A 22998-nucleotide genomic window follows, 5' to 3' on the forward strand; every position below is an offset into this window, starting at 1 on the left:
TTATTGGATAAATAACCGATATTTATCATGCAACACTTTAAATCATCTACTATTTTTACATAGTAGATTTTTTTATGTCCCATTATATTGATGTTATCATACCATTACCGCTTGAAAGGCTTTTTGCTTATCGAGTTACTGCTGCCGAGGCTGATTTTTTAGAACCTGGAATGCGTGTTGCTGTCCCGTTTGGAAAATCTAAAATATACACTGGTATTGTTCATCACATTCATCAATCACCACCACTTAATTATGAGGTAAAAGATATTGAACTCATAGTTGATGAGTTACCTACAGTAACAAAAGATCAACTAAAGTTTTGGGAATGGATAGCCTCATATTATGTATGTAGTATAGGTCAAGTGATGCGTGCTGCATTGCCTAAGTCATTACTACTGGAGAGTGAGACAATTATTCTTAAAAATCCAGATACAGAAGTTAATGATGATTTTTTAGATGATAAGCAATTCTTAATAATGGAAGCGCTACTTCATAGACCAGCCTTGAAGGTAAAAGAGGTAATGGATATTTTAGACAGAAAATCTGTATTGCCTATTCTTAAAAAGATGCTCGAACAAGAGTGGATCATTCTTCAAGAAGAAGTCTATTCTACTTATAAGCCAAAAACGGTAAAGTATATCTTTCTCAACAAAAGATATAAAGATGAAGAGCAGCTTAAAAATTTGCTAGATGATATGACTCGAGCGCCAAAACAGCGTGATACTGTAATGTCATTATTCATGTTACAAACAGGAAACAAATTAGTCACATCAAAATTATTGCAGGATAGAGCAGGAGTTTCTAGAGCAACCATTAAAGCTTTAATAGATAAAAACATTTTTATTGAAGAAGAACAAGCTATAGATCGTGTTCTCGATGAAAAAGAACAAGGAAGCGAACTTTTTGAACTTCAACCAGCGCAACAAGAAGCACTTAATGAGATTAGAGAGCAATTTGCAGCCGGTAAAACAACTTTGTTACATGGAGTCACATCAAGTGGTAAAACCGAAATTTATGTAAGACTTATTCAAGAACAGTTAGAGTTAGGTAACCAGGTGTTATATCTATTACCAGAGATAGCTTTAACTACCCAACTTATATCTCGTTTAAAGCATTATTTCAAACATCAGGTGCTCGTTTATCATTCTAGATATAATCTTAATGAAAGATTAGAAGTATGGAATCATGTTATTGAAAATAAAGAGCCCTATGTAATTGTAGGAGCTCGTAGTGCTATTCTATTACCATTTCAAAATGTAAAGCTCATTATTGTAGATGAGGAGCATGAAACGAGTTTTAAACAGTTTGATCCAGATCCTCGATATCATGCACGTGATGCAGCGGTAGTCTTAGGACATATGAAAAAAGCTGATGTCTTATTAGGGTCTGCGACTCCATCATTAGAGAGTTATTATAATACAACGTTAGGAAAATATGGATTAGTTGAATTAAAAGAGCGTTATGGTAAAGTGTTAATGCCTGAAATTCAAATAATTGATATAAAAGATAAGCATAAGCGTAAGAAAATGAAAGGTCATTTTTCTGATAGCTTAATAGAGCAAATGCAAGAGGCTTTTAAGAATAATAATCAAGTAATTTTATTCCAAAATAGACGTGGATATGCACCTATCCTAGAATGTAACACTTGTGGTAATGCTCCTCAATGTCCTAACTGTGATGTGAGCTTAACATTCCATCAATATAAAAAACAGTTGCGATGTCATTATTGCGGCTATCACACAATTGTGCCTCCAGAATGTCCTTCTTGCTCTAGTACATCTCTTGATACTAAAGGTTTTGGTACACAGCAAATTGAAGAAGAATTTAAAGAATTATTTCCAGATCTTAAGATTGCTCGTATGGACTTAGATACGACCAGAGGAAAGAATAGTATTGAAAAAATTATTGAGCAAATTGATACTGGTGAGGTTCATTGTCTTGTAGGAACACAAATGCTTACTAAAGGTTTGGATTTTAGAAATGTAAGTTTAGTCGGTGTTTTGAGTGCAGATACCATGCTTAATTTTCCAGACTTTAGAGCACATGAAAGATGCTTTCATCTATTAACACAAGTGTCTGGACGTGCAGGACGTACTGCAGAGCGTGGCAAAGTATTGATTCAGAGTTATAATCCAGAGCATCAAATCCTACAACAGGTTAGTACTTATGACTATGGTGCGATGTTTAAAGACCAATTAGAAGATCGTTATCAATTTAAATATCCTCCATATCAGCGATTGATAAGATTAACTTTTAAAAATCGTGATTATAATACGACGTTACAGGCAGGACAATGGTTTGTAAACGCATTAAATCAAATTGAGCATGGAGTAGAAGTGTTAGGACCAGAATTTCCTGCTGTAGCTCGTGTACGTAATTTGTATCAAGTACACGTCATGGTTAAAATGGGAAAACAACATCATCCCAATACCATAAAAGATTATATCCGTAAAGTAAAGCGCAGTTTTGAATCTATTAAAGGATTCAATTCTGTAAGATGTAATGTAGATGTAGACTGTTACTAAAACTTTCTTTTATGAAACTGATTTCTTGCTTAAAAATACTTTTTTAAAGGCCTTAATAATAACAAGAGTGACAATACCTACCGCTAGACCTACTAAAAACTCAGCAACAATAGAAGGTAAACCGTGTAATAAATCGTGTAAGTACTCGATATTATGAAGAAATATACCACCAGCCACTAGTAACAATGCGATAGTTCCCACAATAGCTAATCCTTTAATAATAAGTGGTAAGGCTTTTACTAATAGTTGACCTATTGTTTTAGTAAAACTTTTTTCACTCTTACTAGCTTTAATTAAACGATAACCTAGATCATCCATTCTTACAATTAACGCAACTATTCCATAAACTCCGATGGTAGCAACAATAGCAACAAACGATACAACCATAATTTGAGTTGTAATATCTTCTCCTAAAACAGTTCCTAAAGCGATGATAACAATCTCTACAGATAATATAAAATCAGTAAAAATTGCAGATTTTATTTTCTCTTTTTCAAAGGTCAATATTTCTTCTTCAGTATATTCTTTAGACTCTAAATGAGCTTTGGGATGTTCATGTGGAAAAGCATATTCATAAATCTTTTCTGCACCTTCATATGCAAGGTATATCGCACCTAGTATTAATATAATGGTGACCGCGATAGGCAAGAAGGCACTCAATAGAAAGGCTAGAGGTAAGATGATAAGTTTATTGATAAAGGAGCCTTTAGTAATAGCCCATAAAACAGGAATCTCTCGTGAAGACACAAATCCAGACGCTTTCTCTGCATTTACCGCAAGATCATCACCTAGAATACCAGCAGTTTTCTTAGTAGCAATTTTACTCATCGCTGCTACGTCATCCATAAGTACTGCAATATCATCTAGTAATGCAAAAAATCCTGAAGCCATATCTATTCCTAATTTTTAAACAACGAAAATATAATTACTTTTTGGCTTCTGATAATATTTCTTCTAGTGGTTTTACAAAAGATTGATATCCTTCTGGTAAGTCTAAAAAAGGTTCTAAAGTAAATGAGAACACTTGGTCACCTTCAAATACCCAATAATTACCATGTAATACTCCATCGCTAGTCTTTAAGTTTTGAACAGGTACATTATTAATAGAGTAATCATTTTTCAATTCATTAAACCAAATTCCCAAATCACGTAAATCATCAGTATGGCTGTAGCTTAAAGTTATTTTAGGTAGAATACCTTCTTCAACAGTATCAACTATAACTTTCTTATCAGTGAAAGATTTCAGATCCTCAGACCATATAATATCATTATCCATCATAGTTATGAAGTGATTCCATTGATCTACAACGACATTATCTTCCGATTCATTTTTAATAATAGAGAATAAGTTTTCTTGTTCAATCAGCACCGTTTTACGAGATGTATCTACAGTGACTGTTGTTTTGGTCGCTGCAATGCGTCCATTTTCAACGTTAAAAAAAGATAGAATAGCAAAAAATATGATGTTGATTTGTTCCATTAAGGTTTACTGTATTAATGTTTATCAAGTTATAAAAATTTTAATAAGCATAATGGAAACCTGAGAATTATTTACTTCAATTCATGACCACCTGGCCATATTTCACGATTAGGATTAGTATGTTTTGAGATAATACGTTTTGATTCGGCTTTACTTTTAAGGTCTTTCTGTATTCCATAGAGAATATCTTGAGCACGCTTTCGCGAAAGCGTATTTTCCACCAACCTTACTGGATAATCAATCCCAAGTTTAAAGTTAGAAAACTGTTCATCCATCATTGTCATTTTCCATGGCTCGTGAATAAATCGTAATGGTAGATGAGCTAGTTCTGGAACCCATTTTTTAATAAAAATGCCTTTTGGGTCATGCTCGAGACTATTTTTTACAGGATTATAAACGCGTACTATATTGATTCCGGTTTCACCAGCCTGCATTTGCAATTGCAGATAATGAATACCAGGCTCAAAATCTAAGAATTGAGACGCTAGATGATTGCTAGCATCTTGCCATGGTTGCCATAAATGATGGGTGAAAAATCCAGTGAGCATCGCCCGTAACCTGAAGTTGATAAATCCCGTAGTATTTAAACAACGCATGGCGGCATCAACAAGAGGATAACCTGTTCTACCTACACGCCAGGCTTGCTGAAACTCTTTATTGATAGGTTTTTTTATATCACGATATGCCATATGAACGCTCTGCCATTCCATTTCATGCTCCATTTCAAATTTTTCAATAAAATGAGCTTGCCATCTTAGTCTTGATAGAAAGGAATTGAGTGTTCTTTTATCTTTTACATATTGTTTTGCAGCACTAGCCTTTTGAGCAACCATGCGCACACTTATATTGCCCCATGCGATGTATGGTGATAACCTACTGCTATGCAATCTGCTGGTCAGTGGTTTTGAATAATGGTGATTGTATCCGGTAATGCGCTCCGTAAGAAAACTATCAAAGTATTTTAAGCCTGTGGTGGTTCCTCCAGGTTGAAAATGAGTAGTTTTTGAAGTGGTTAAATCGGTAGTGTTGAAGTGTTCTTCAAGTTGAGTTATGGTTTTGGTTTTAATGACAATCGCTTTATCAAAGTCTGGATGTTGTAAGTCTGCATTTATAAATTGAATCCATTGTTCTTTCCAGTTGGTTCTGTTTTTTATTCCTCGTACCACACCATTAGAAATGCTTTCTTCCCAATGAATACTAACTTTCTTAAAATATCCAGCAATTGCAAGATCTCTTTTAAAGGTCTTTAGTAATCCTGTTTCTTGATAGGAATATACATTTTTGATTTGGTACTGTTGCTCTAATATTTTGAAAGCAGTGAGTGCTTCAGACTCTATGGTTAATACTTTAGTATCTAAAGATGCTAGCTTATCGTTCATGTTTTCTAACGATTGCTTTATAAAATCAAAGTGTCTCTTGCTGTAATGGCAATCTTTAAGCAGCATAGGTTCAAAAATATAGAGTAGGAGTGTAGGCAGTCCAGATTGCATTGCCTTTAATAAAGGCTCGTGATCTAGAATTCTTAAATCTCTTTTAAACCAAACTATATTAATGGATTGTTTCAAATTGACAAATGAATGATGTTTAGCCTAGCGGTTGTGATTGTATCTGATCTACAGTCTTAAGCCACAGCTTCTTTATAGGTTTTTAGGCATCGTTCACGTGCCTCTTTATGATCTACCATTTTCTCTACATAATTATCTGTATCAAACTCTGGAACCCATTGCTTGATATATTTATAATTCTTATCAAATTTATCTTTCTGAGTGATAGGATTAAATATCCTAAAATATGGAGCCGCATCTACACCGCTACCAGCAGCCCATTGCCAGTTACCAACGTTTGCAGAAAGGTCAAAGTCCAGAAGCTTCTCTGCAAAATAACGCTCGCCCCAACGCCAATCTATTAATAAATGTTTGCATAAAAAACTGGCAACTAGCATACGCACTCGGTTATGCATATAGCCAGTAGTATTTAATTGGCGCATACCAGCATCAACGATGGCATATCCTGTTTGTCCATTTTTCCACTTCTCAAATTCGGCCTCATTATTTCTCCACTCTATACGATCATATTTTGACCTAAAGGCGTTATCTACTGTATGAGGAAAATGATACAGTATAGTCATAAAAAACTCACGCCAAATGAGCTCGCTCATAAAAGTTTTTTCACTTGCCAAATCTGCCTTTTTCATCATTTTACGGATGCTAACGACACCAAATCTTAAATACACGCCTAAACGCGATGTACCATTTTCTAAAGCAGGGAAATTTCTTGTCTTCTCATAATCCTCTATGAGTGTAGGCTTTACATTATAATCAGGAATCTCAATATCTGATTTTTTAAATCCCATATCAGATAAATCTAAGTTGGGTAATCGACTATTTTTAATACAATTATCCAAATACTCGCTAGTATAATGAATGGTAAGATTATCAGCTTTACCAAAATCATTGCGGAAATTCTCTAGCCATTTATTTTTATAAGGTGTATAAACCACATAGGGATCGCCATCGCTTTTTACGATGTCATCTTTTTCATAGATAACTTGATCCTTAAAAGTAAAGAATTCTATTTTTTGGTCATTAAAGAAAGAGGTTAATTTTAGGTCTCTTTCTTGTGCATAGGGCTCATAATCTCTATTGGTAAAGACAGCATTAACTTCATAATTATCTATAATCTCTTGCCATATACTTAACGGTTTCCCATAAAACATAGCTAGTGAACTATCATGATTTTCTTGAAGATTGCTACGCATGCGTTGCAATTCTTCATATATAAAAGTGACACGAGCATCATCTTCTGGTAAGTGATCTAGAATCTCTTTATCAAAAATAAAAATAGGTAAGACGGGTAAGTCGCTTTTAAGAGCCTCTAGAAAACCTACATTATCATCCAATCTTAAATCCCTGCGGAACCAAAAAATATTTACTTTTTCACTCATTTTGTTAGGTTAGTTTGTAGCTTGATAGAACTGATTTAAAGAAATTACTACTTCATAGCTTTGTGCTAAATTCTATTATTATTTATCCCAGATTCAAGGTGCCTTTTCCACCATCAACTCCTATAACCTGTCCAGTAATCCAACCTGCGTTTTGCTCTAGTAAGAATGCTGCAACACTAGCGATATCATCTGGTGTACCTACACGTTTTAAAGGATGCATTTCTCCCATTTTTTCTTTCTTGGCATCATTGTTAAGCAATCTACCAGCAAGTGGTGTGTCTACTAACGATGGGGCGATCACATTAACACGTATAGTTGGTGCATACTCTGCAGCAAGTGCCTTTGCAAAACCTTCAATTGCACCTTTAGCAGCTGCAACACTAGTATGAAATGGCATTCCTGTACCTACCGCAACAGTTGAAAAATAGACCATACTACTAGTTCCTTCTTTAGTTAATAAAGGTAAAACTGCTCGTGTTACCTTAAGCATTGAAAAGAAATTAATATTCATATCATCTTCAAAATGCTGTTGTTTAAGCATCTTAAAAGGTTTTAAATTAATGCTTCCAGGACAGTATACAAAACCGTCTAAAGATTCTGGTAAAGAGCTTGTATCCAATTCATCTGTTAATGCATCAAAACTTATGTGAGTAACACCATCAGGTAAATTTTCATTTTCCCTAGACGCGACAAATAAATTATTATCACTATGCATATGTTGCACGATAGCGTTTCCTATTCCGTGGCTTCCACCTATAAGTAATATATTTTTAGACATTTTAGTTTAGTATTTCGTGTTTTTGTGTTTCTTGTAAATCGTTTTGTATGTGAGCATTTTCTTTATATTCACCAAAATGCTTAATTAGTGCGCTTTCGCGAAAGCGGAATATTTCATCTAATTGCTTCTTAACAAATGGTGCACCTATCTTGCCTATGAAACCTAATGGTAAGCGATAGTGAATTAAATCTTCCATTAAAGTTCCTCCAGGTATTTCACTAATGAAGTGTTTGTGATGCCATGTTGCGTATGGTCCATACATTTGCTCATCTACAAAAAAATCTCTTTCTTTTACTTGTGTGATATGTGTCACCCAATTTGTACGATAGAGAGGTAATGGTTTTACCGAATACTCTATTAACTGACCTGGATACATGCCTCTTTCTGTACCATACTGGACTTTCATCTCCAGTTCTGGCGGTGTTAATAATTTAAGGTTATTTGCATCCGTTAAGAATTTCCATGCCTCATCTATGGAAATTGGTAACTTTTGCTGTGATGAGAATTGATATAGTTTCACTTGTTTTGTTTAGGTTATAAAGTTAAACATTAAACAAATGTGTTTTAGTAAGAGTTTGTTAAAATATACATTCCCTACTTTATACTATGAAAAAGTAGGGAATGCTCCTTTAATTTAATAATAGATTAAAATCTACTCATCACCGTCGTAGCGGTCCTCACCACTTGTATATTCTGGTGATAAAGCTATTTTAATACCAAAATTTAAAGTGAAATTAGAAGCATTAATCGTGCGTACTTCTTCTGGTATAAATGTCGTGCTATTCTCATCTATATAATTATAACCTATAGGATTACCTAAGGTAGTATTGTATTGTGGAGAGAAGAATAGTTGTACAGATCTACGGAAATAATAGTTAAATCTTAATCCACCTTCAAGATAAGCACTTGCAGATTTTGAGTTTGCAGCATCAGATTGATATAATATGGTTGTTGGTGCATCCTGCAATTCATTATTAGATACAACGTTATCTGGATTATTGTAAAAAGCTATTCCACCCTTTAACATCACATCTAGTTGAAATCTATTTCTAGTGTAACTAAAACTGGGTCCTATAGAAATGCTGGTAGTGGTATAATTGTTTGAGCTAATATTATTTTCAGGATTAGTATCTGTGTCTAGATATCCAAACTCGTTGTATTGATGTCTTAAACCAGCACTAAGTCCTAAATATTTATTTGTGTAGTAAGTATACTCAAGACCTACATTAAGACCTGATCTAGCAATGTCACTAAAATCTCCAGATGGTTGTGCGACACCAAAGGCGAGTGATAAGTTATGTCTCGGGATTTCTCTTAAATGTACAGCTGTTTCTGGCTTTACCTGTTTGAGGTCATCTTGTGAAAAAGCAATGGTGCTTATTAACGATAGGAGTAGAGCGATTTTTTTCATGGGTTAAATATAGGAGTTCCTACTTGTATTGGGAATACTTTAATGAAGGATTAAGATTTTATTGTGTCACATTTTAAGCTATCATAAGTAAATTTAAACTCATTCAAAAAACAAATACTATGAGCGATAAAGAATTAGAAGGAAAATGGGATCAGGCGAAAGGAAAAGCTAAAGAGGAATTTGGGAAATTAACTGACGATAAATCTACTGAAGCAGAAGGTAAAACTGATCAAGTAAAAGGTGAAATTAAAGAAGGTCTAGGTGAGGCTAAAAGAAAAATTAAAAATACCTTTGACGATAAATAAAAAACAATGGAAAAATTAACTGAAGATCAGATATACAAGCATTTAGAAAATATTGAAGGTTGGGATTATTATGATGATGCCATTCATACAACCTTTGAATTTGATAATTTTATGGATGCATTTTCTGTAATGACACGCATCGCATTAATAGCCGAGAAAATGGAGCACCATCCAGACTGGCATAATGTTTACAACACGTTAGAGATTACTCTAAGTACTCATGACGTAAACGGCCTAACAGAAAACGACTTCAAACTGGCTGCTGCTATAGAGCATATCGTTGGTGACGAGTAATTACGGCATTCATTTTGTAATATTGTAGCTGTCCCATTAAAGGGCAGCTATTTTTTTATGCGATATTTTATATTTTTTATATTAATAGGAATAAATGTTCAGGCACAGCGCTACAATTCACCGAAGACTTATCTAGAATTTGTAGATAAAAATCACGAACAAGTTATTGAGCAAACGTGGAACTATATGTACAGGTATTCTCAAGAACCTAATTTACAAAAACGCAATGGGCAACGTAAGGTTTTAGAAAATGTATTAAAAAGAGCTATACGCAATATTGAAAAAGATCGCCCATTTGATACAGATTTTCAACAGGCTGCTGTAAAATATTTGAATGGTAATCTAGCTATTGTGAAGGAAGATTATGTACAACTCCTTAAGTTAGACAGTTCTAAAGAGCCATTAGTAGATAAGAGTACCATATTTAGAAAGATAAGAAATGCTATGTATCAGTTGCGTAAAGATTATGATAGAGCAGTTGTAAATTATGGGTTAAGGCATAATTTAATTATCTCAGAAAATGATAATGAACTAGCTCAAAAAATGGCTGCAACCATTAAGATATATGATTATTATAATGAGATGAATATGTTGGTGCTGCAAATTAAAAACGCCGAGGCCTTTCTATGGCAAGATATATCCCAGTTAACACCACAACAATTTAATAATAGACTGATAGAACTTAAAAACACCATTGAAGTTAATAATAATAAAGCAATAGAATTATCAGAATCTATTGATATTGCTAGCTTGCAAAGTGTTTATAATGATTTTACAAAATTGTATAGCCATACCTTTTTTGAGAAAACATCACCCATTACCGTTTATCTAACAGCAGCTGCTAATAATGATAGAACAGATATTTTACAAAAAACAGACGCATTTAATCAATCAAAAACCTGGTTTAATATAAACAGAAAAAAAGCATATACTATATGGTCATATGGTACGAGTCAATATTTAAAAATATTATTATCAGAGTTAGAATAATATAAGAATATCAATGTACTTGCAAGGATAGTCACAGAATCTTAAATTTGAACTTTAACAAATAACAAAACATTAAATGGGAAGAGCATTTGAATTCCGCAAGGCGCGCAAGATGAAAAGATGGAGCGCTATGTCTAAAGCATTTACTAGAATAGGTAAGGATATCGTTATCGCAGTAAAAGAAGGCGGACCAGATCCAGAATCCAATGCAAAGTTACGTGCGGTAATACAAAATGCAAAAGCCGTTAACATGCCTAAGGCAAATGTTGAACGAGCAATTAAGAAAGCTACAGATAAGGACACAGCAAACTATGAAACTGTTCTTTTTGAAGGTTATGCACCTCATGGAATAGCGATTCTTGTAGAGACTTCTACAGATAATAATAATAGAACCGTTGCAAATGTGCGCAGTTACTTTACTAAATGTGACGGGAATTTAAGTACGTCGGGTTCTGTCGAATTTATGTTTGATCATAAATGTCATTTTAGAATCCCGGCTGGTAATGTGGATTTAGAAGAATTAGAGTTAGAGTTGATTGATTTTGGCGCTGAAGAATTATTTCTAGACGAGAAAGATGAAGAAGATGATAACTCAGTAGATGGAATAATGATTTATGCAGAATTCCAAAATTATGGAGCTTTACAGAAAGGTATTGAAGAGTTAGGACACGAGATACTTAGTTCCGGATTTGAATATATACCGACTATGCAAAAAGAAGTCACTGCAGAACAGCGCGAGGACGTAGAGAAACTTCTTGAAAAACTGGATGAAGACGACGACGTGAATAATGTATACACGACCATGCAGGATGAAGAATAATTAATTTTAAGTTACGCTTTCGCGAAAGCGTATTTTAAAGAAATAATCGTACATTTCATCGAATGAAAAAGTTTTCATTTCTGATTATCTTTTTTATCACAAATCATTCTTAACTTTAAACATATTAATTAAAACAACTAAAATGGTAAAAGCAAAATATCAAAGCGTTCTTGACTTAGGAGAGAAATTAGCAATTAAAGATGGTGATGTTCAAGTAAATGGAGAGCGTCTTGAAATAAGAGGTACAGCGGCGACTCCTTATGACAAAGATCAATTATGGGACGAAATTAAAAAGGTAGGTGGAGAAAATCCTAGTGATTTAATGGCAGACATTAAGGTTGAAGATGCATCTGTTTATGCACGTCACACTGTCAAAAGCGGTGAGTCATTAAGCCTTATTGCAAAGCACTATTTCAAAGACCCAATGAAGTATAAGCAAATATTTGCTGCAAATACTGGCGTACTTTCTAACCCAGATGTGATACATCCAGGACAAGAATTAGTAATTCCTAATTTATAGAGTTTTCTGAAGGTATTAAACTTCTAGAAATATTAATTTAAAAAATCTGTATTAATTTACAGATTTTTTTTTGTTTTTAATAAAATGTTAAGATGTTAATACATTATTTATCGAGGAAATACACATTTGTTAATGCAAACAATGTATTTTACCTTTTTAAAATGTATTATATCGATAAATGTTATTGATAACATTAACTTGTTAATTATTTGCTTACTACCGAATAAATTCGTAAAGTAATTATTAGTTGAATGTTATGAGAAACTATTACTCGCCTATATTATTTCCTACATTGTTCTCAAAATTAAATAGAGTAGAGATTAAAATGCTCCTGACTTTAGTTGGGTTTATGTTTTTTAGTTATTTATGCTATTCACAGACACCTTGCTCAGCTAATTTTAATAATAGTAATTCAACCCATTACATTAACGATGTAATTATAAAAGATGTCCTTACCAATAATATAGTAATAACAAATACAAATACTGGAGCACCTACTGGAGCCAATGGTAATTCTGATTACACTTCTATAAGTGGTAATTTTATTGGTGGCTTAGACTATGTGGTAGAAATAGAAGTAGTCCGCCAAAATGTTAATGAAAATTTTGGATATGGATTATGGTTAGATGATGTTTCAGGAAATACTGTATTTGAAACTTTATTAGATGATGCAAATCAAAATACAAACGTAGTTCAAACACTTTCATTTACAATGCCTACGTTATCTCCTGGTGATTATAGACTAAGGATTTTGGCTGTTCGTTACAGTAACATAAATAGCGCTTGCCCAAATCTTAGCTGGGCTAACGGAGAAGCTGAGGATTATACTATAACTGTACCTGTTGGGGACGATCCTATCGCTTCCGATGATAACTTATCGGTAGCAACAGGAGGTGTTGGACAAGTTGATGTGAGTACGAATGATATAATCGGAACAGATGGTGGAGATATAGACGATTATTCTATTTCTACCGGCGCTCTTCCTTTGACTACTGTAAACGGTGGAACAGTGACTGAATTAACAGATGGTGTATTTGAATATATACCTGCAATGAATTTCATAGGCGGTGACTCATTTACTTATACAATATGTGACGCATTAGGAGATTGTGATACGGCGATAGTAAATGTTTATGTTAATTCTGGTGCCTGTGTACCAACTTCCAATTCTAATGAGAGAACGGGTAATGAGGTACATTATATAACTAGAGTTCAAGTTTCAGGGGAATCGCAAAATATTGATAATAGTTCTGGTGATGATGGTGGTTACGGTAATTATATTTCTGTTCCACCAGCTGACATGATACCAGGTAACTCTTATACTATAGATTTAGAAGTTTCTAATACTGGAAGTAATAATTCTGGTTGGGCAGCCTATATTGACTACAATAATAATGGAAGTTTTAATGATGTCGGTGATAATATTTATGCTACCAATGGAACTGGTGGAACTGAAGCAGTACCATATGTTGTTAGAACCATTACTATACCTACATCTGCAACTACCGGTAGAAGAGTATTAAGAATAGGTAGTAGAAGATATTGGGCTAGTGTTCAGTCTTGTGGAAATGATTCAGGGAATTCAGAAGAATTTGAAGATTATGTAATAGATATTTTGCCTATCGCTGGTGCTAATATCTCGTTGTCAGGAAATGCTGTAGCAATCTCTCATAATAGTACTACTACATCGCTTGCAGATGGGACCAACTTTGGTGTAGTTGATAGCAATATAGGAGAAGATGATCATACTTTTGTGATTACAAATAACGGTTCTACTGATTTAACCTTAGGATTGATAGGACCGGTTAACTTTGGTATAGGATCCCATAGTTCCTTCACATTATTAAATACGCCAGCTCCTGGTACAATTATTAGTTCAGGTGCATCAACAACTTTTCAAGTAAGATATACACCTAGAACTGTAGGGCAACACAATGCAACTATAGAGATTGCGAGTGATGATGCTAATGAAAACCCTTTTGTTTTTGCAATCCAAGGTGAAGGAGCTCAAATCTATCCAGATAGTGATGGTGATGGTGTGCCGGATAATGTAGATGTTGATGATGATAATGATGGTATAAGAGATATAGATGAACAAAATGCCTGTTTAATGAGTCCGTTAAGTACTACAGCAGATGTTATATTTTTGAATGAGACTTTTGGTGCAGGTTTGAACAGAGTTACTATTGACGGTTCCACACCTGGTGTAACAACTGATTATTGTTATGAAGATGGTACTATTGTACAAGGTCCAGATGAATGTGATACAGAAGTGAATCTTGGTGATGGTAACTATACAGTTCATTACTCAATTAGTGATAACAATGGAGTGACTGACATCGGTCCATCAAATCCTGATGTTTCTAATTGGGCAGAAGGTGTATGGTATTATGGTGAAGATCATACTACTGGAGATGTGAATGGAAGAATGGCTATTTTTAATGCCGATGTGGATCCAGGAGTTTTTTATGAAACAGAAATAGTAGGAACGGTTCCAGGTGCACCGATATTCTATGAGTTTTGGGCATTGAACATAGATAGACAGGACTCTGACTTTTCAGCAGGTGAATTACCGCGAATTCTACCTAATGTAACAGTTAATTTTTTCAATTCTGATAAATCAGCATTACTTGCTACTTATAATCCTGGTGACGTAGAGCGATGTACAGATGGTTCTCATAATGGTTGTGGGTCTTTATCACAATGGATTCAATTTAATACAACTATCACATTAGCAGATAGTGATTTTATTATTCAAATGGTTAATAACTCGCCAGGTGGTTTAGGTAATGATTTAGCACTAGACGATATTAAAATCACCCAAACTTTATGTGATTTAGATGGTGATGGAGTTGCTGATGTTATTGACTTAGATAATGATAATGATGGTATTCCAAATATTTACGAGATAGGACAACCAATGGCCCTATCTACCGTTGACACTAATTTAGATGGTACCACTTTTGGCGATGCTACTTGGGTAGACCTTAATAATGATGGGCTACATGACGCCTATGATACTTATAGTCCTGATGACAGTGATGGTGATTCTGTACCTGACTATTTAGATTTAGATAGTGACAACGATGGTATTTTTGATGTATTAGAATACGATGGTTTAGGAGATCTAGATGTAAATGGTGATGGTATAGGAGAAGGAATTGATAACACAACTGGAATATCTGATGATCAATTTGATGGAGATGGTTTACTATCAGGTATTGATAATAATGATGATGATACAGATGATATTGATCACGGAACATCATCTTTTGTTTTACCTCTAGATACAGATAATGATGGTATTCCAGATTATTTAGATATTGATAGTGACGATGCAACTAATGATTTATCTGACGGAAGTGATATAGATAACTCTTACTATGCTGATCAAGATTTGGATAATGATGGAAGAGTTGATGATACAGGCGATGTAGATAGGGATGGTATTAATGATGGTAATAATGATTTTGATACTGGAATTTATGGAGCACCTATAGATCTTGATGATGACTTATCTATATATTTTGACGGACGTAACGATTACTTACAAACTGCTGTACCCGTAACAGCTGGATTAAATAGTTCATCAATGATGGTTTGGGTTTTAGCAGATCATACAGCTTCTGATGCTGTCATAATGGGAGAGGACAACTTTAACATTGTATTAAACCCTTCTGGAAATGTTATATTAAGCGCAGTAGATAGTGGAGGAAGTAATTTCTCTATCACATCAACTAATACTATTTCAGACGTTAAATGGATGCATATAGCGGCAAGTTATGATTCAGTAAATATGACACTCTATATCAATGGAGTAGAAGAAGGAGTAATAGGTACAACAGGTTTACCATTATCATCCTTATCTGGTAACTCATTTACGGTTGGAAATTCTTCTATAGCAGGTAGTTCTAATTACTATCGAGGATATCTGGATGAAATACGTGTTTTTAATAGTGCACAAGATATCAATGACTTGAGAAGAATTATGTATCAAGAGATTGAGGCAAATGGTTCTTATGTGACAGGAGTAGTGTTACCTAAGGATACTAGCATATTGTGGAATGAATTAGCAATTTATTATGATTTCACTCGTATTGAAGGTGATATTGTTTACGATGTTACCAATAATATGGACATCAAAATGTATAATGTAAAGGAAATTGTACTTCAAACAGCACCTATTCCTTATGTAACCATTCAAGATGGACTGTTATCATCAAATAATACGTTTGTTCAAAATACAGTATGGGAAGCTAGTGATCTTTTTAATTATGATTATACCATTTTAAGAATTAATCATGAAACCGTATTAGACAATAGTATTTCAACTATTGGTATTGTGCTTGAAACTTTAGGGTCTATTGATGTTAATGATGGTAATTATATAGAGAATTCTTGGTATGTTTTACTAGAAGGGAATATAGATTTAGAAGGTGATGCTCAATTAGTCCAAACTATTAGTAGTGATTTAGACGTAACTAGTAATGGTTTTATTACTAGAAAGCAGCAAGGAGAAGCAAATGTTTATTCCTATAATTATTGGAGTTCTCCGGTAGGTGAGATTAACTCAACAACTAATAATAATTCTTTTCAATTATCTAATTTAGAAGATAATGTAGGACCTGTGCAATTTACGGGTATCAATATAGGAACACCACCAGTAACATCTCCTGTTACTATTAGTGGAAGATGGTTACATACTTTCATAAATGGTGCTACATATTCTGACTGGAGTAGAATCGATCCATCAGTTACTCAAATTGCAGCCGGACAAGGATGGTCACAAAAAGGAACTGGAAATGTTTTAGGCTATCAAGAGTTTTTATTTAAAGGTAAACCCAATAACGGTTTAATTAGTATTCCTGCAACACCTCATATAAGTGGAAATATAACATCTTCTTTATTAGGTAATCCTTACCCATCTGCATTTGATGCAAGAGAATTTATTGATGATAATGCAGGTGTGATAGATGGAGCTGTTTATTTATGGGATCAATTTAGAGGCACAAATCATCAATTAGCCTACTATGAAGGTGGATATGCTACAATCACTAAAATGACAACCGTTAAAGCAGCGCAATATGCAGGTTTAGGGTATCTTAATGGTGGTGCTGGTCCAGCTATATTACCTACATTCTTCTTACCAGTATCTCAGGCGTTTTTTGTAACTATTACAAATAATGGGTCTATTGAGTTTAATAATTCTCAAAGGGTATTTAAACAAGAGGCATTAAATGAAAGTATATTTTTAGCAGCTCCTGGTTCTAATCAGGCTACTGTTGACAGGTCTAGTTATCAAGACTTGAGTATTAAATTAATTCGTCTTGAGTTAATTTCAGATACTGGTGCTAGTCGTCAAATAGCAATTGGTTTTGATAGTGGACTTTCTGATGGCTATGATTATGGTTATGATGCTTATTTAACGGGAACATTGAATGAAACTGATTTCTTTGTACCTTCTCAAGGCCAACAATTTGTCATAAAATCATTTAATGATATAACTGATGATAAAGTAGTAAATCTCGCAGTTAAAGGAATCACGGGTAATTTATATAAAATTACATCAACTGACTTTACTAATATAGATTTAACTCAAGAGGTTTGGTTAAAGGACAATGAGTTAAATGTATACCATGATATAAGAACATCAGATTATCATTTTTATTTTAGTATCGATGGTCTTGATGAAGATCGATTTGATATTGTATTCTATAACCCGACGACTTTATCTAATTCATCTCAAGAGATTGATGATTTATTAGTGTACTATGATAATGATAGTTCGATAATTTCAATTCAAGGATTAAATCAATCATTGACTGGTTTAGAAATTTATGACCTATCAGGAAAACTAATTTCAAGCTTTCGCGAAAGCGAATTAATTAACGAGCAATCAGGTATTAAAGTCCCTCAAATTTCAACGGGTATTTATTTGGTAACTCTTAGCACTAATGACTCCAATAGAACAGTAAAACTAGCTGTTCAATAATTATTTTACTAACCAATCAATTTATTTATAACTAATGAAAAAATCTATTTTTTTAATAGTACTATGCTGTACTACCATTTTGTTTGCACAGAACCCAGAAACAAATAGTAGGAATTGGACAGTGACCAAATTAGCTAATACAAATCAGTTAGTATCTTACCCAAATGAAATCTCTTATGGGCCTGATGCTTGGCTTTGGATAACAGAGAGAGCTACAAATGATAATAATGATGATGGCACGTTATACGGAGAAAGAGTCGTAAGAGTAAATCCCACTACTGGTGTAAAAACTATAATGTTAGATCTTCATAATGAGGTGTATAGTGATGCAGGTCAAGATGGATTAATGGGAATGGCTATTCATCCGGATTTATTTTCAGATGTTACTACTACAGTTAATAATTATGTCTATCTAGCTTATACATATTATGATAATACAGATACAACAGGACAACCACGTAGATTAAGAATAACTCGTTTTGAGTATGATAATGCAACTTCAACTTTAATTCCAGCTTCAAGATTTGTACTTATTGAAGGAATAAATGCAAGTAATGATCATAATTCTGGAAGAATGAAAATTGGTCCTGACTTAAAAATCTATTATACTGTAGGTGATCAAGGACATAATCAATTTGCAAATAAATGTAAACTTGTGCAGGCGCAAGCTTTACCAACACAATCTCAGGTTAACAGTCAAGATTGGAGTAGTTATCAAGGAAAATTACTTCGAATCAATTTAGATGGATCTATACCTTCTGATAATCCAAAGTTTTATCCATTTGAAGTCCCTGATGGCTCTGTGGCAAATCCATTCTCAAATTCTCCCTTGCCTGATAATGCAGATACTAATCGTCCAGACTCTGATAAAGTAAGAAGTCATATCTATACTTATGGTCATAGAAATGCTCAAGGTATCATTTTTGACAGCAACGGAACTTTATTTCAATCAGAACATGGTGATCGTGTTGATGATGAAGTGAATATTATAGTACCAGGTAAAAATTATGGATGGCCACTAATTGTAGGTGAGCAGGATGATCAGGGATATGAGCAATGTATTAAAGCTTCTGCACCTGGATGTAATACTAATGACAACGAGTGTCCAGCAGGTTCTGTAACTCATAAGGAAACAGATTTTACCTTACCAGTAGATTTTCAAGGACCTATTGCGACATATGGTAGTACTGTATCTAGTGTTCCTCAAGGAGGTTTTTTATCATGGCCTACTGTTGCACCTTCTAGTATTGATATTTATGAAGATAACGGAAACTTCCCTTTTTCAAAAAATATCTTTGTGCCTACCTTGAAAAAAGGAGCTATCTATAGATATGGTGTTGATGCAACTAATACTGTAAATACAGATTTAATAGAATTTCATTCTTCAATAGATAGATATAGAGATATCGCAATTTCACCTGATGGTAATACTATTTATGCAGTCACGGATAGTGGTGGATCGACTTCTGGACCATCGGGAAGTTCTTTTTTAACGATTCAAAACCCAGGTGCAGTATTTAAATTTGAATATCAAGTTTTCCCAGAACCATCTAATCAAGTAACAGGATTTACTGCTACTGATGCAGGACTAGATATAGTTCTCAATTGGACAGATGTAATAGGGACTAATCTTGCAGATGGTTATGCTATTGCAATTAGTACTACATCAGGTAATTTTCCTGTTTTTATCGATGGTACTCAACCATCTCAGGATTTAGATATAGCAGACGGTAGTGGTTTAGTATTGGTTAATAATGGTTTAGAAACGTATTCATTTGATGATCTTGATGAGAATACAACTTACTATTTTCAAATTACTGCATATGCTAATATTGGATTAGATATTGATTTTCTAACGACTCAAGCCGCTCCAGAGGCAAATGCAACAACAACTATTTCTTTAGAGCCAACTGTAATTATATCAGAGGTGGTAAGCACAGATGTTAATGACGCCTACGTTGAGATATTTAATTATGGAAGTAGTCCTGTAGATTTACTGTCCGAAGATTTTAAACTAGCTATAACTTACGACGGTGGTTCAAATTTCAATTCCGTTAGTTTAACAGGTATTTTACAGCCTGGTCAATACTATACAATTGGTAGGGCAGAAGGATCCTCAAACCCAGATCTTGTAGCTTATAGTTATATCAATGGTAATGGTAATGATGCTTATATATTACATACTGGAACATCACAAATTGTCGATATTTATGGTGTAGTAGGTCAGAATGGAGATGGTCAGGCTTGGGATTACAATGATTCTCGAGCAATTAGAAAAATTACAGTATCTCAAGCTAGTGATACTTGGATTGCATCAGAATGGATTATAGAAGGCATCACAAGTTATAATGAAACTACTGATGGAATGGGAGAAAATATTAATTTTATTTATGATAACGGTTGGACACCTTATGATCCAAGTGGATCAAGCTATCAAGCTACGGATGCAACAATTCAAAATGGATCTGGTTTAATTTCAGATATGACATTGTTTAAAAATGTTACTATCGATAGTGGAGCAGATTTAGCTTTGTCTAATGGAGGAATAACTATTACAGAAAACCTTTATAATGATGGGTCGATAACAGATCTTGGAACGAGTATCATCATGTCGGGAACAGTTCCTCAACAGGTTAATGGTAATGATTTTAATATTAATGTATTTATAATAGAAAATGAAACCACGGTTAATCTCAATTTAGACATTACAGAATTACTCAGTATTGAAGATGATTTAACCGTCAACAGCAATAATATTATAACCTTAAAAAGTGATATTAATGGAACAGCCTTTGTTGATGAAGTAACTGGTATAGTAAATGGATTATTCACAACAGAGCGTTTCATACCTGCAAAGAGAGCATTCAGATTTATATCTTCTTCTGTAAATTCTACTGGAAGTATCTATGAAAATTGGCAAGAAAACGGATCTACTTTAGGATCATTTGGAACTCATATTACAGGTTCAATAACTGGTGCAAATGGTTTTGACATTACGGCTACTGGTAGTCCTTCTTTATTTGGATATGATAATATAAATCAGTCTTGGACAACTCCTCAAAATACAGATGTAACGACTCTTGTTGCGGGATCACCTTATCGATTATTTGTCAGAGGTGACCGTACTACCGACCTATCCATCAATACTGCGGTTGCAACTAACACTGTATTAAGAGCAACAGGAAGTTTAAAGACAGGTGCCGAAACAATCACAAATTTAAGTTCAATTGCAGGAGAATTTAATTTTGTTGGTAATCCATATCAAGCACCTGTTGATTTAAGTCAGGTTCTAGGAGCCTCTACTAACCTTAATTCAAATTTTGTTTATTTCTGGGATCCTACTATTAACACTAGAGGATCTTATGTCACTGTTGATATTAGTAATAATACTTCAAATGTTAGTAGTGGTTTTAATAATTATCTTCAACCTAATTCTGCATTTTTTGTAACCACTTTAAATAATGGTTCAACAAGCTTGACTTTTGAAGAAAATAATAAAGAGGTAAATCAACAAGCATTAAATATCTTTTCAGTACCTATCAATAATTCTCGTTTAAAAATTCAGTTATTTGAATCTACAGAATTTGCACAAGGATCTAGAGAAAGAGATGCCGTGATCCTTAATGTTAATGCTACTTCTAGTAATCTAGTTAATTCACGAGATGCTTTAAAATTCACTAACATTGATGAAAACATATCTATTAAAAATGCTGGTCAATTATTAAGTATTGAAAATAGACAATCTATACAAGATGGTGATAATATCGATTTAATTGCAACTAATTATAGATCGTCTCAATATGATTTGAACATTTCAATAGAGGGAATTATTACTCCAGCATATTTATATGATTCATTTTTAGATTCATATACTGCTTTATCGTCAAATGGTTCCACAACTTATAGTTTTACTATAGATTCATCTATACCTGAAAGTGTAAATGAAAATCGTTTTCAAATTAAATTTTCTAATGTAACCTTATCAAATGATAACTTCAATTTAGTTAATGAAATTAGTGTATATCCTAACCCTACAGATGATCATACTATTCATATTTCTGGTTTAAAAGATGAAGCAAACTTCAAATTATCAAACATGCTTGGTCAGGAAATTAAAATTGATCCTCAATCGATTAGCTCTATAGGTAATACGTTAAAAATCAATTTACCTATTACTTTAAAGAAAGGAACTTACATTATGAATATTATGGATGCAAATCGACTTTCATCGCATAAGATTATACTAGATTAAATAAAAAAAAATTCTATTAAAAAAGCCTCTGTTTTACAACAAAGGCTTTTTTTTTACGCTTTCGCGAAAGCGTATTATCCATTATCAATGTAAACTAACTGCTTCTTCACATGAAACTCTAGATCCTCAAAAAACTCTCTAAAGTGACGCTCCATTTCATTATAGTATTTAACAAGCTCTATAGGCGCAAAGTTCATTTTACTCCGGTTTTTTGTACGATGATTCATTTGATGAAAGATGCGTGAAATCCCATCTACAGTTGCATAGCTGCTAATCCAATTTTGATCTACCATGTAAGGTAAAAACTTCTGAACCTTTTCTGGAAGTATGTTATAATTCTCTTTTAAATCAGAATAGAATTGTTCAACATATATATCAAGCGGTTCCTTATGGAAATCAGCCCAGTTTGCAGCAAGAAAGTGATCATAATATAAATCAACGATGACGCTGCTCCAATGTCCGTACTCACTGCGTATTAGGTCTTTACTTAACTTAACTATAGGGTGTGAGTCTGTAAACGTATCAATATGTCTATGTAAAATAATACCTTGAGCAACACGTTCTGGAAACATAGTAAAATCTTTACCACGTACAGAATCTGCGATAAAGTTTCCAATACGTAATTCAGTATCATTTCCTGAAAGATAAATATGTGCGAGATAATTCATGGTTGCAGTTGTAGATGGC

General features: G+C 33.7%; 16 protein-coding genes. 8 read left to right on the forward strand and 8 right to left on the reverse strand.

Features of this window, described 5'->3' with window-relative positions; translation table 11 throughout:
• The first annotated feature begins 74 nt into the window (after window positions 1-74).
• Window positions 75-2525, forward strand: a complete 2451-nt coding sequence (gene priA / locus ACJJVI_RS10130; protein WP_317291536.1) for a primosomal protein N' — start codon at window positions 75-77, stop codon at window positions 2523-2525.
• Window positions 2526-2534: 9 nt separating this feature from the next.
• Here priA and ACJJVI_RS10135 read toward each other — a convergent pair whose 3' ends face one another.
• The 7 genes from ACJJVI_RS10135 to ACJJVI_RS10165 all read right to left on the reverse strand — a co-directional run bounded on the left by ACJJVI_RS10135 (window position 2535) and on the right by ACJJVI_RS10165 (window position 9138).
• Complete coding sequence (locus tag ACJJVI_RS10135) at window positions 2535-3416, reverse strand: DUF808 domain-containing protein (RefSeq protein ID WP_036585086.1); 882 nt, start codon at window positions 3414-3416, stop codon at window positions 2535-2537.
• A gap of 34 nt (window positions 3417-3450) precedes the next feature.
• The gene (locus ACJJVI_RS10140; RefSeq protein ID WP_397299830.1) at window positions 3451-4005 is read right to left on the reverse strand and encodes a hypothetical protein; all 555 of its coding nucleotides are present in this window, start codon (window positions 4003-4005) and stop codon (window positions 3451-3453) included.
• Between the two features lie 71 nt (window positions 4006-4076).
• Entirely contained in the window at window positions 4077-5570 is a 1494-nt protein-coding gene (locus tag ACJJVI_RS10145; protein WP_405351750.1) for a deoxyribodipyrimidine photo-lyase/cryptochrome family protein, read from the reverse strand.
• 56 nt (window positions 5571-5626) lie between these two features.
• Window positions 5627-6949, reverse strand: a complete 1323-nt coding sequence (locus tag ACJJVI_RS10150) for a cryptochrome/photolyase family protein (RefSeq protein ID WP_405351752.1) — start codon at window positions 6947-6949, stop codon at window positions 5627-5629.
• An 82-nt stretch (window positions 6950-7031) separates the two neighbouring features.
• Window positions 7032-7727 (reverse strand): SDR family NAD(P)-dependent oxidoreductase, encoded by a 696-nt coding sequence (locus ACJJVI_RS10155; RefSeq protein WP_405351753.1) that lies wholly within the window; start codon window positions 7725-7727, stop codon window positions 7032-7034.
• A gap of 1 nt (window position 7728) precedes the next feature.
• The gene (locus tag ACJJVI_RS10160; protein WP_405351755.1) at window positions 7729-8247 is read right to left on the reverse strand and encodes a cell division inhibitor; all 519 of its coding nucleotides are present in this window, start codon (window positions 8245-8247) and stop codon (window positions 7729-7731) included.
• Window positions 8248-8379: 132 nt separating this feature from the next.
• The gene (locus ACJJVI_RS10165; protein WP_036585097.1) at window positions 8380-9138 is read right to left on the reverse strand and encodes an outer membrane beta-barrel protein; all 759 of its coding nucleotides are present in this window, start codon (window positions 9136-9138) and stop codon (window positions 8380-8382) included.
• Window positions 9139-9257: 119 nt separating this feature from the next.
• On the opposite strand from ACJJVI_RS10165, the gene ACJJVI_RS10170 reads away from it, so the two are divergent.
• From ACJJVI_RS10170 to ACJJVI_RS10200, 7 genes are all read left to right on the forward strand, one after another.
• Window positions 9258-9443 carry a CsbD family protein gene (locus ACJJVI_RS10170; RefSeq protein WP_036585100.1) on the forward strand — a complete coding sequence of 62 codons (186 nt, stop codon included), beginning with the start codon at window positions 9258-9260 and terminating at the stop codon, window positions 9441-9443.
• Between the two features lie 6 nt (window positions 9444-9449).
• Window positions 9450-9737, forward strand: a complete 288-nt coding sequence (locus ACJJVI_RS10175; protein ID WP_036585102.1) for a 4a-hydroxytetrahydrobiopterin dehydratase — start codon at window positions 9450-9452, stop codon at window positions 9735-9737.
• A 57-nt stretch (window positions 9738-9794) separates the two neighbouring features.
• Complete coding sequence (locus ACJJVI_RS10180) at window positions 9795-10727, forward strand: hypothetical protein (protein ID WP_405351758.1); 933 nt, start codon at window positions 9795-9797, stop codon at window positions 10725-10727.
• Between the two features lie 76 nt (window positions 10728-10803).
• A complete protein-coding gene (locus ACJJVI_RS10185; RefSeq protein WP_042296410.1) occupies window positions 10804-11547 on the forward strand; it encodes a YebC/PmpR family DNA-binding transcriptional regulator in 744 nt (247 codons plus the stop codon).
• Between the two features lie 142 nt (window positions 11548-11689).
• A complete protein-coding gene (locus ACJJVI_RS10190; protein ID WP_397299808.1) occupies window positions 11690-12067 on the forward strand; it encodes a LysM peptidoglycan-binding domain-containing protein in 378 nt (125 codons plus the stop codon).
• A 256-nt stretch (window positions 12068-12323) separates the two neighbouring features.
• A complete protein-coding gene (locus ACJJVI_RS10195) occupies window positions 12324-18059 on the forward strand; it encodes a LamG-like jellyroll fold domain-containing protein (protein ID WP_405351761.1) in 5736 nt (1911 codons plus the stop codon).
• 34 nt (window positions 18060-18093) lie between these two features.
• Complete coding sequence (locus ACJJVI_RS10200) at window positions 18094-22311, forward strand: PQQ-dependent sugar dehydrogenase (protein ID WP_405351763.1); 4218 nt, start codon at window positions 18094-18096, stop codon at window positions 22309-22311.
• A 74-nt stretch (window positions 22312-22385) separates the two neighbouring features.
• On the opposite strand, the gene ACJJVI_RS10205 is transcribed toward ACJJVI_RS10200, so the two are convergent.
• Window positions 22386-22979, reverse strand: a complete 594-nt coding sequence (locus ACJJVI_RS10205; RefSeq protein WP_042271907.1) for an ACP phosphodiesterase — start codon at window positions 22977-22979, stop codon at window positions 22386-22388.
• Between the last annotated feature and the right edge of the window lie 19 nt (window positions 22980-22998).

Origin of the sequence: Nonlabens sp. Asnod3-H03, assembly GCF_045063665.1 — a bacterium.
Lineage (GTDB): Bacteria > Bacteroidota > Bacteroidia > Flavobacteriales > Flavobacteriaceae > Nonlabens > Nonlabens ulvanivorans.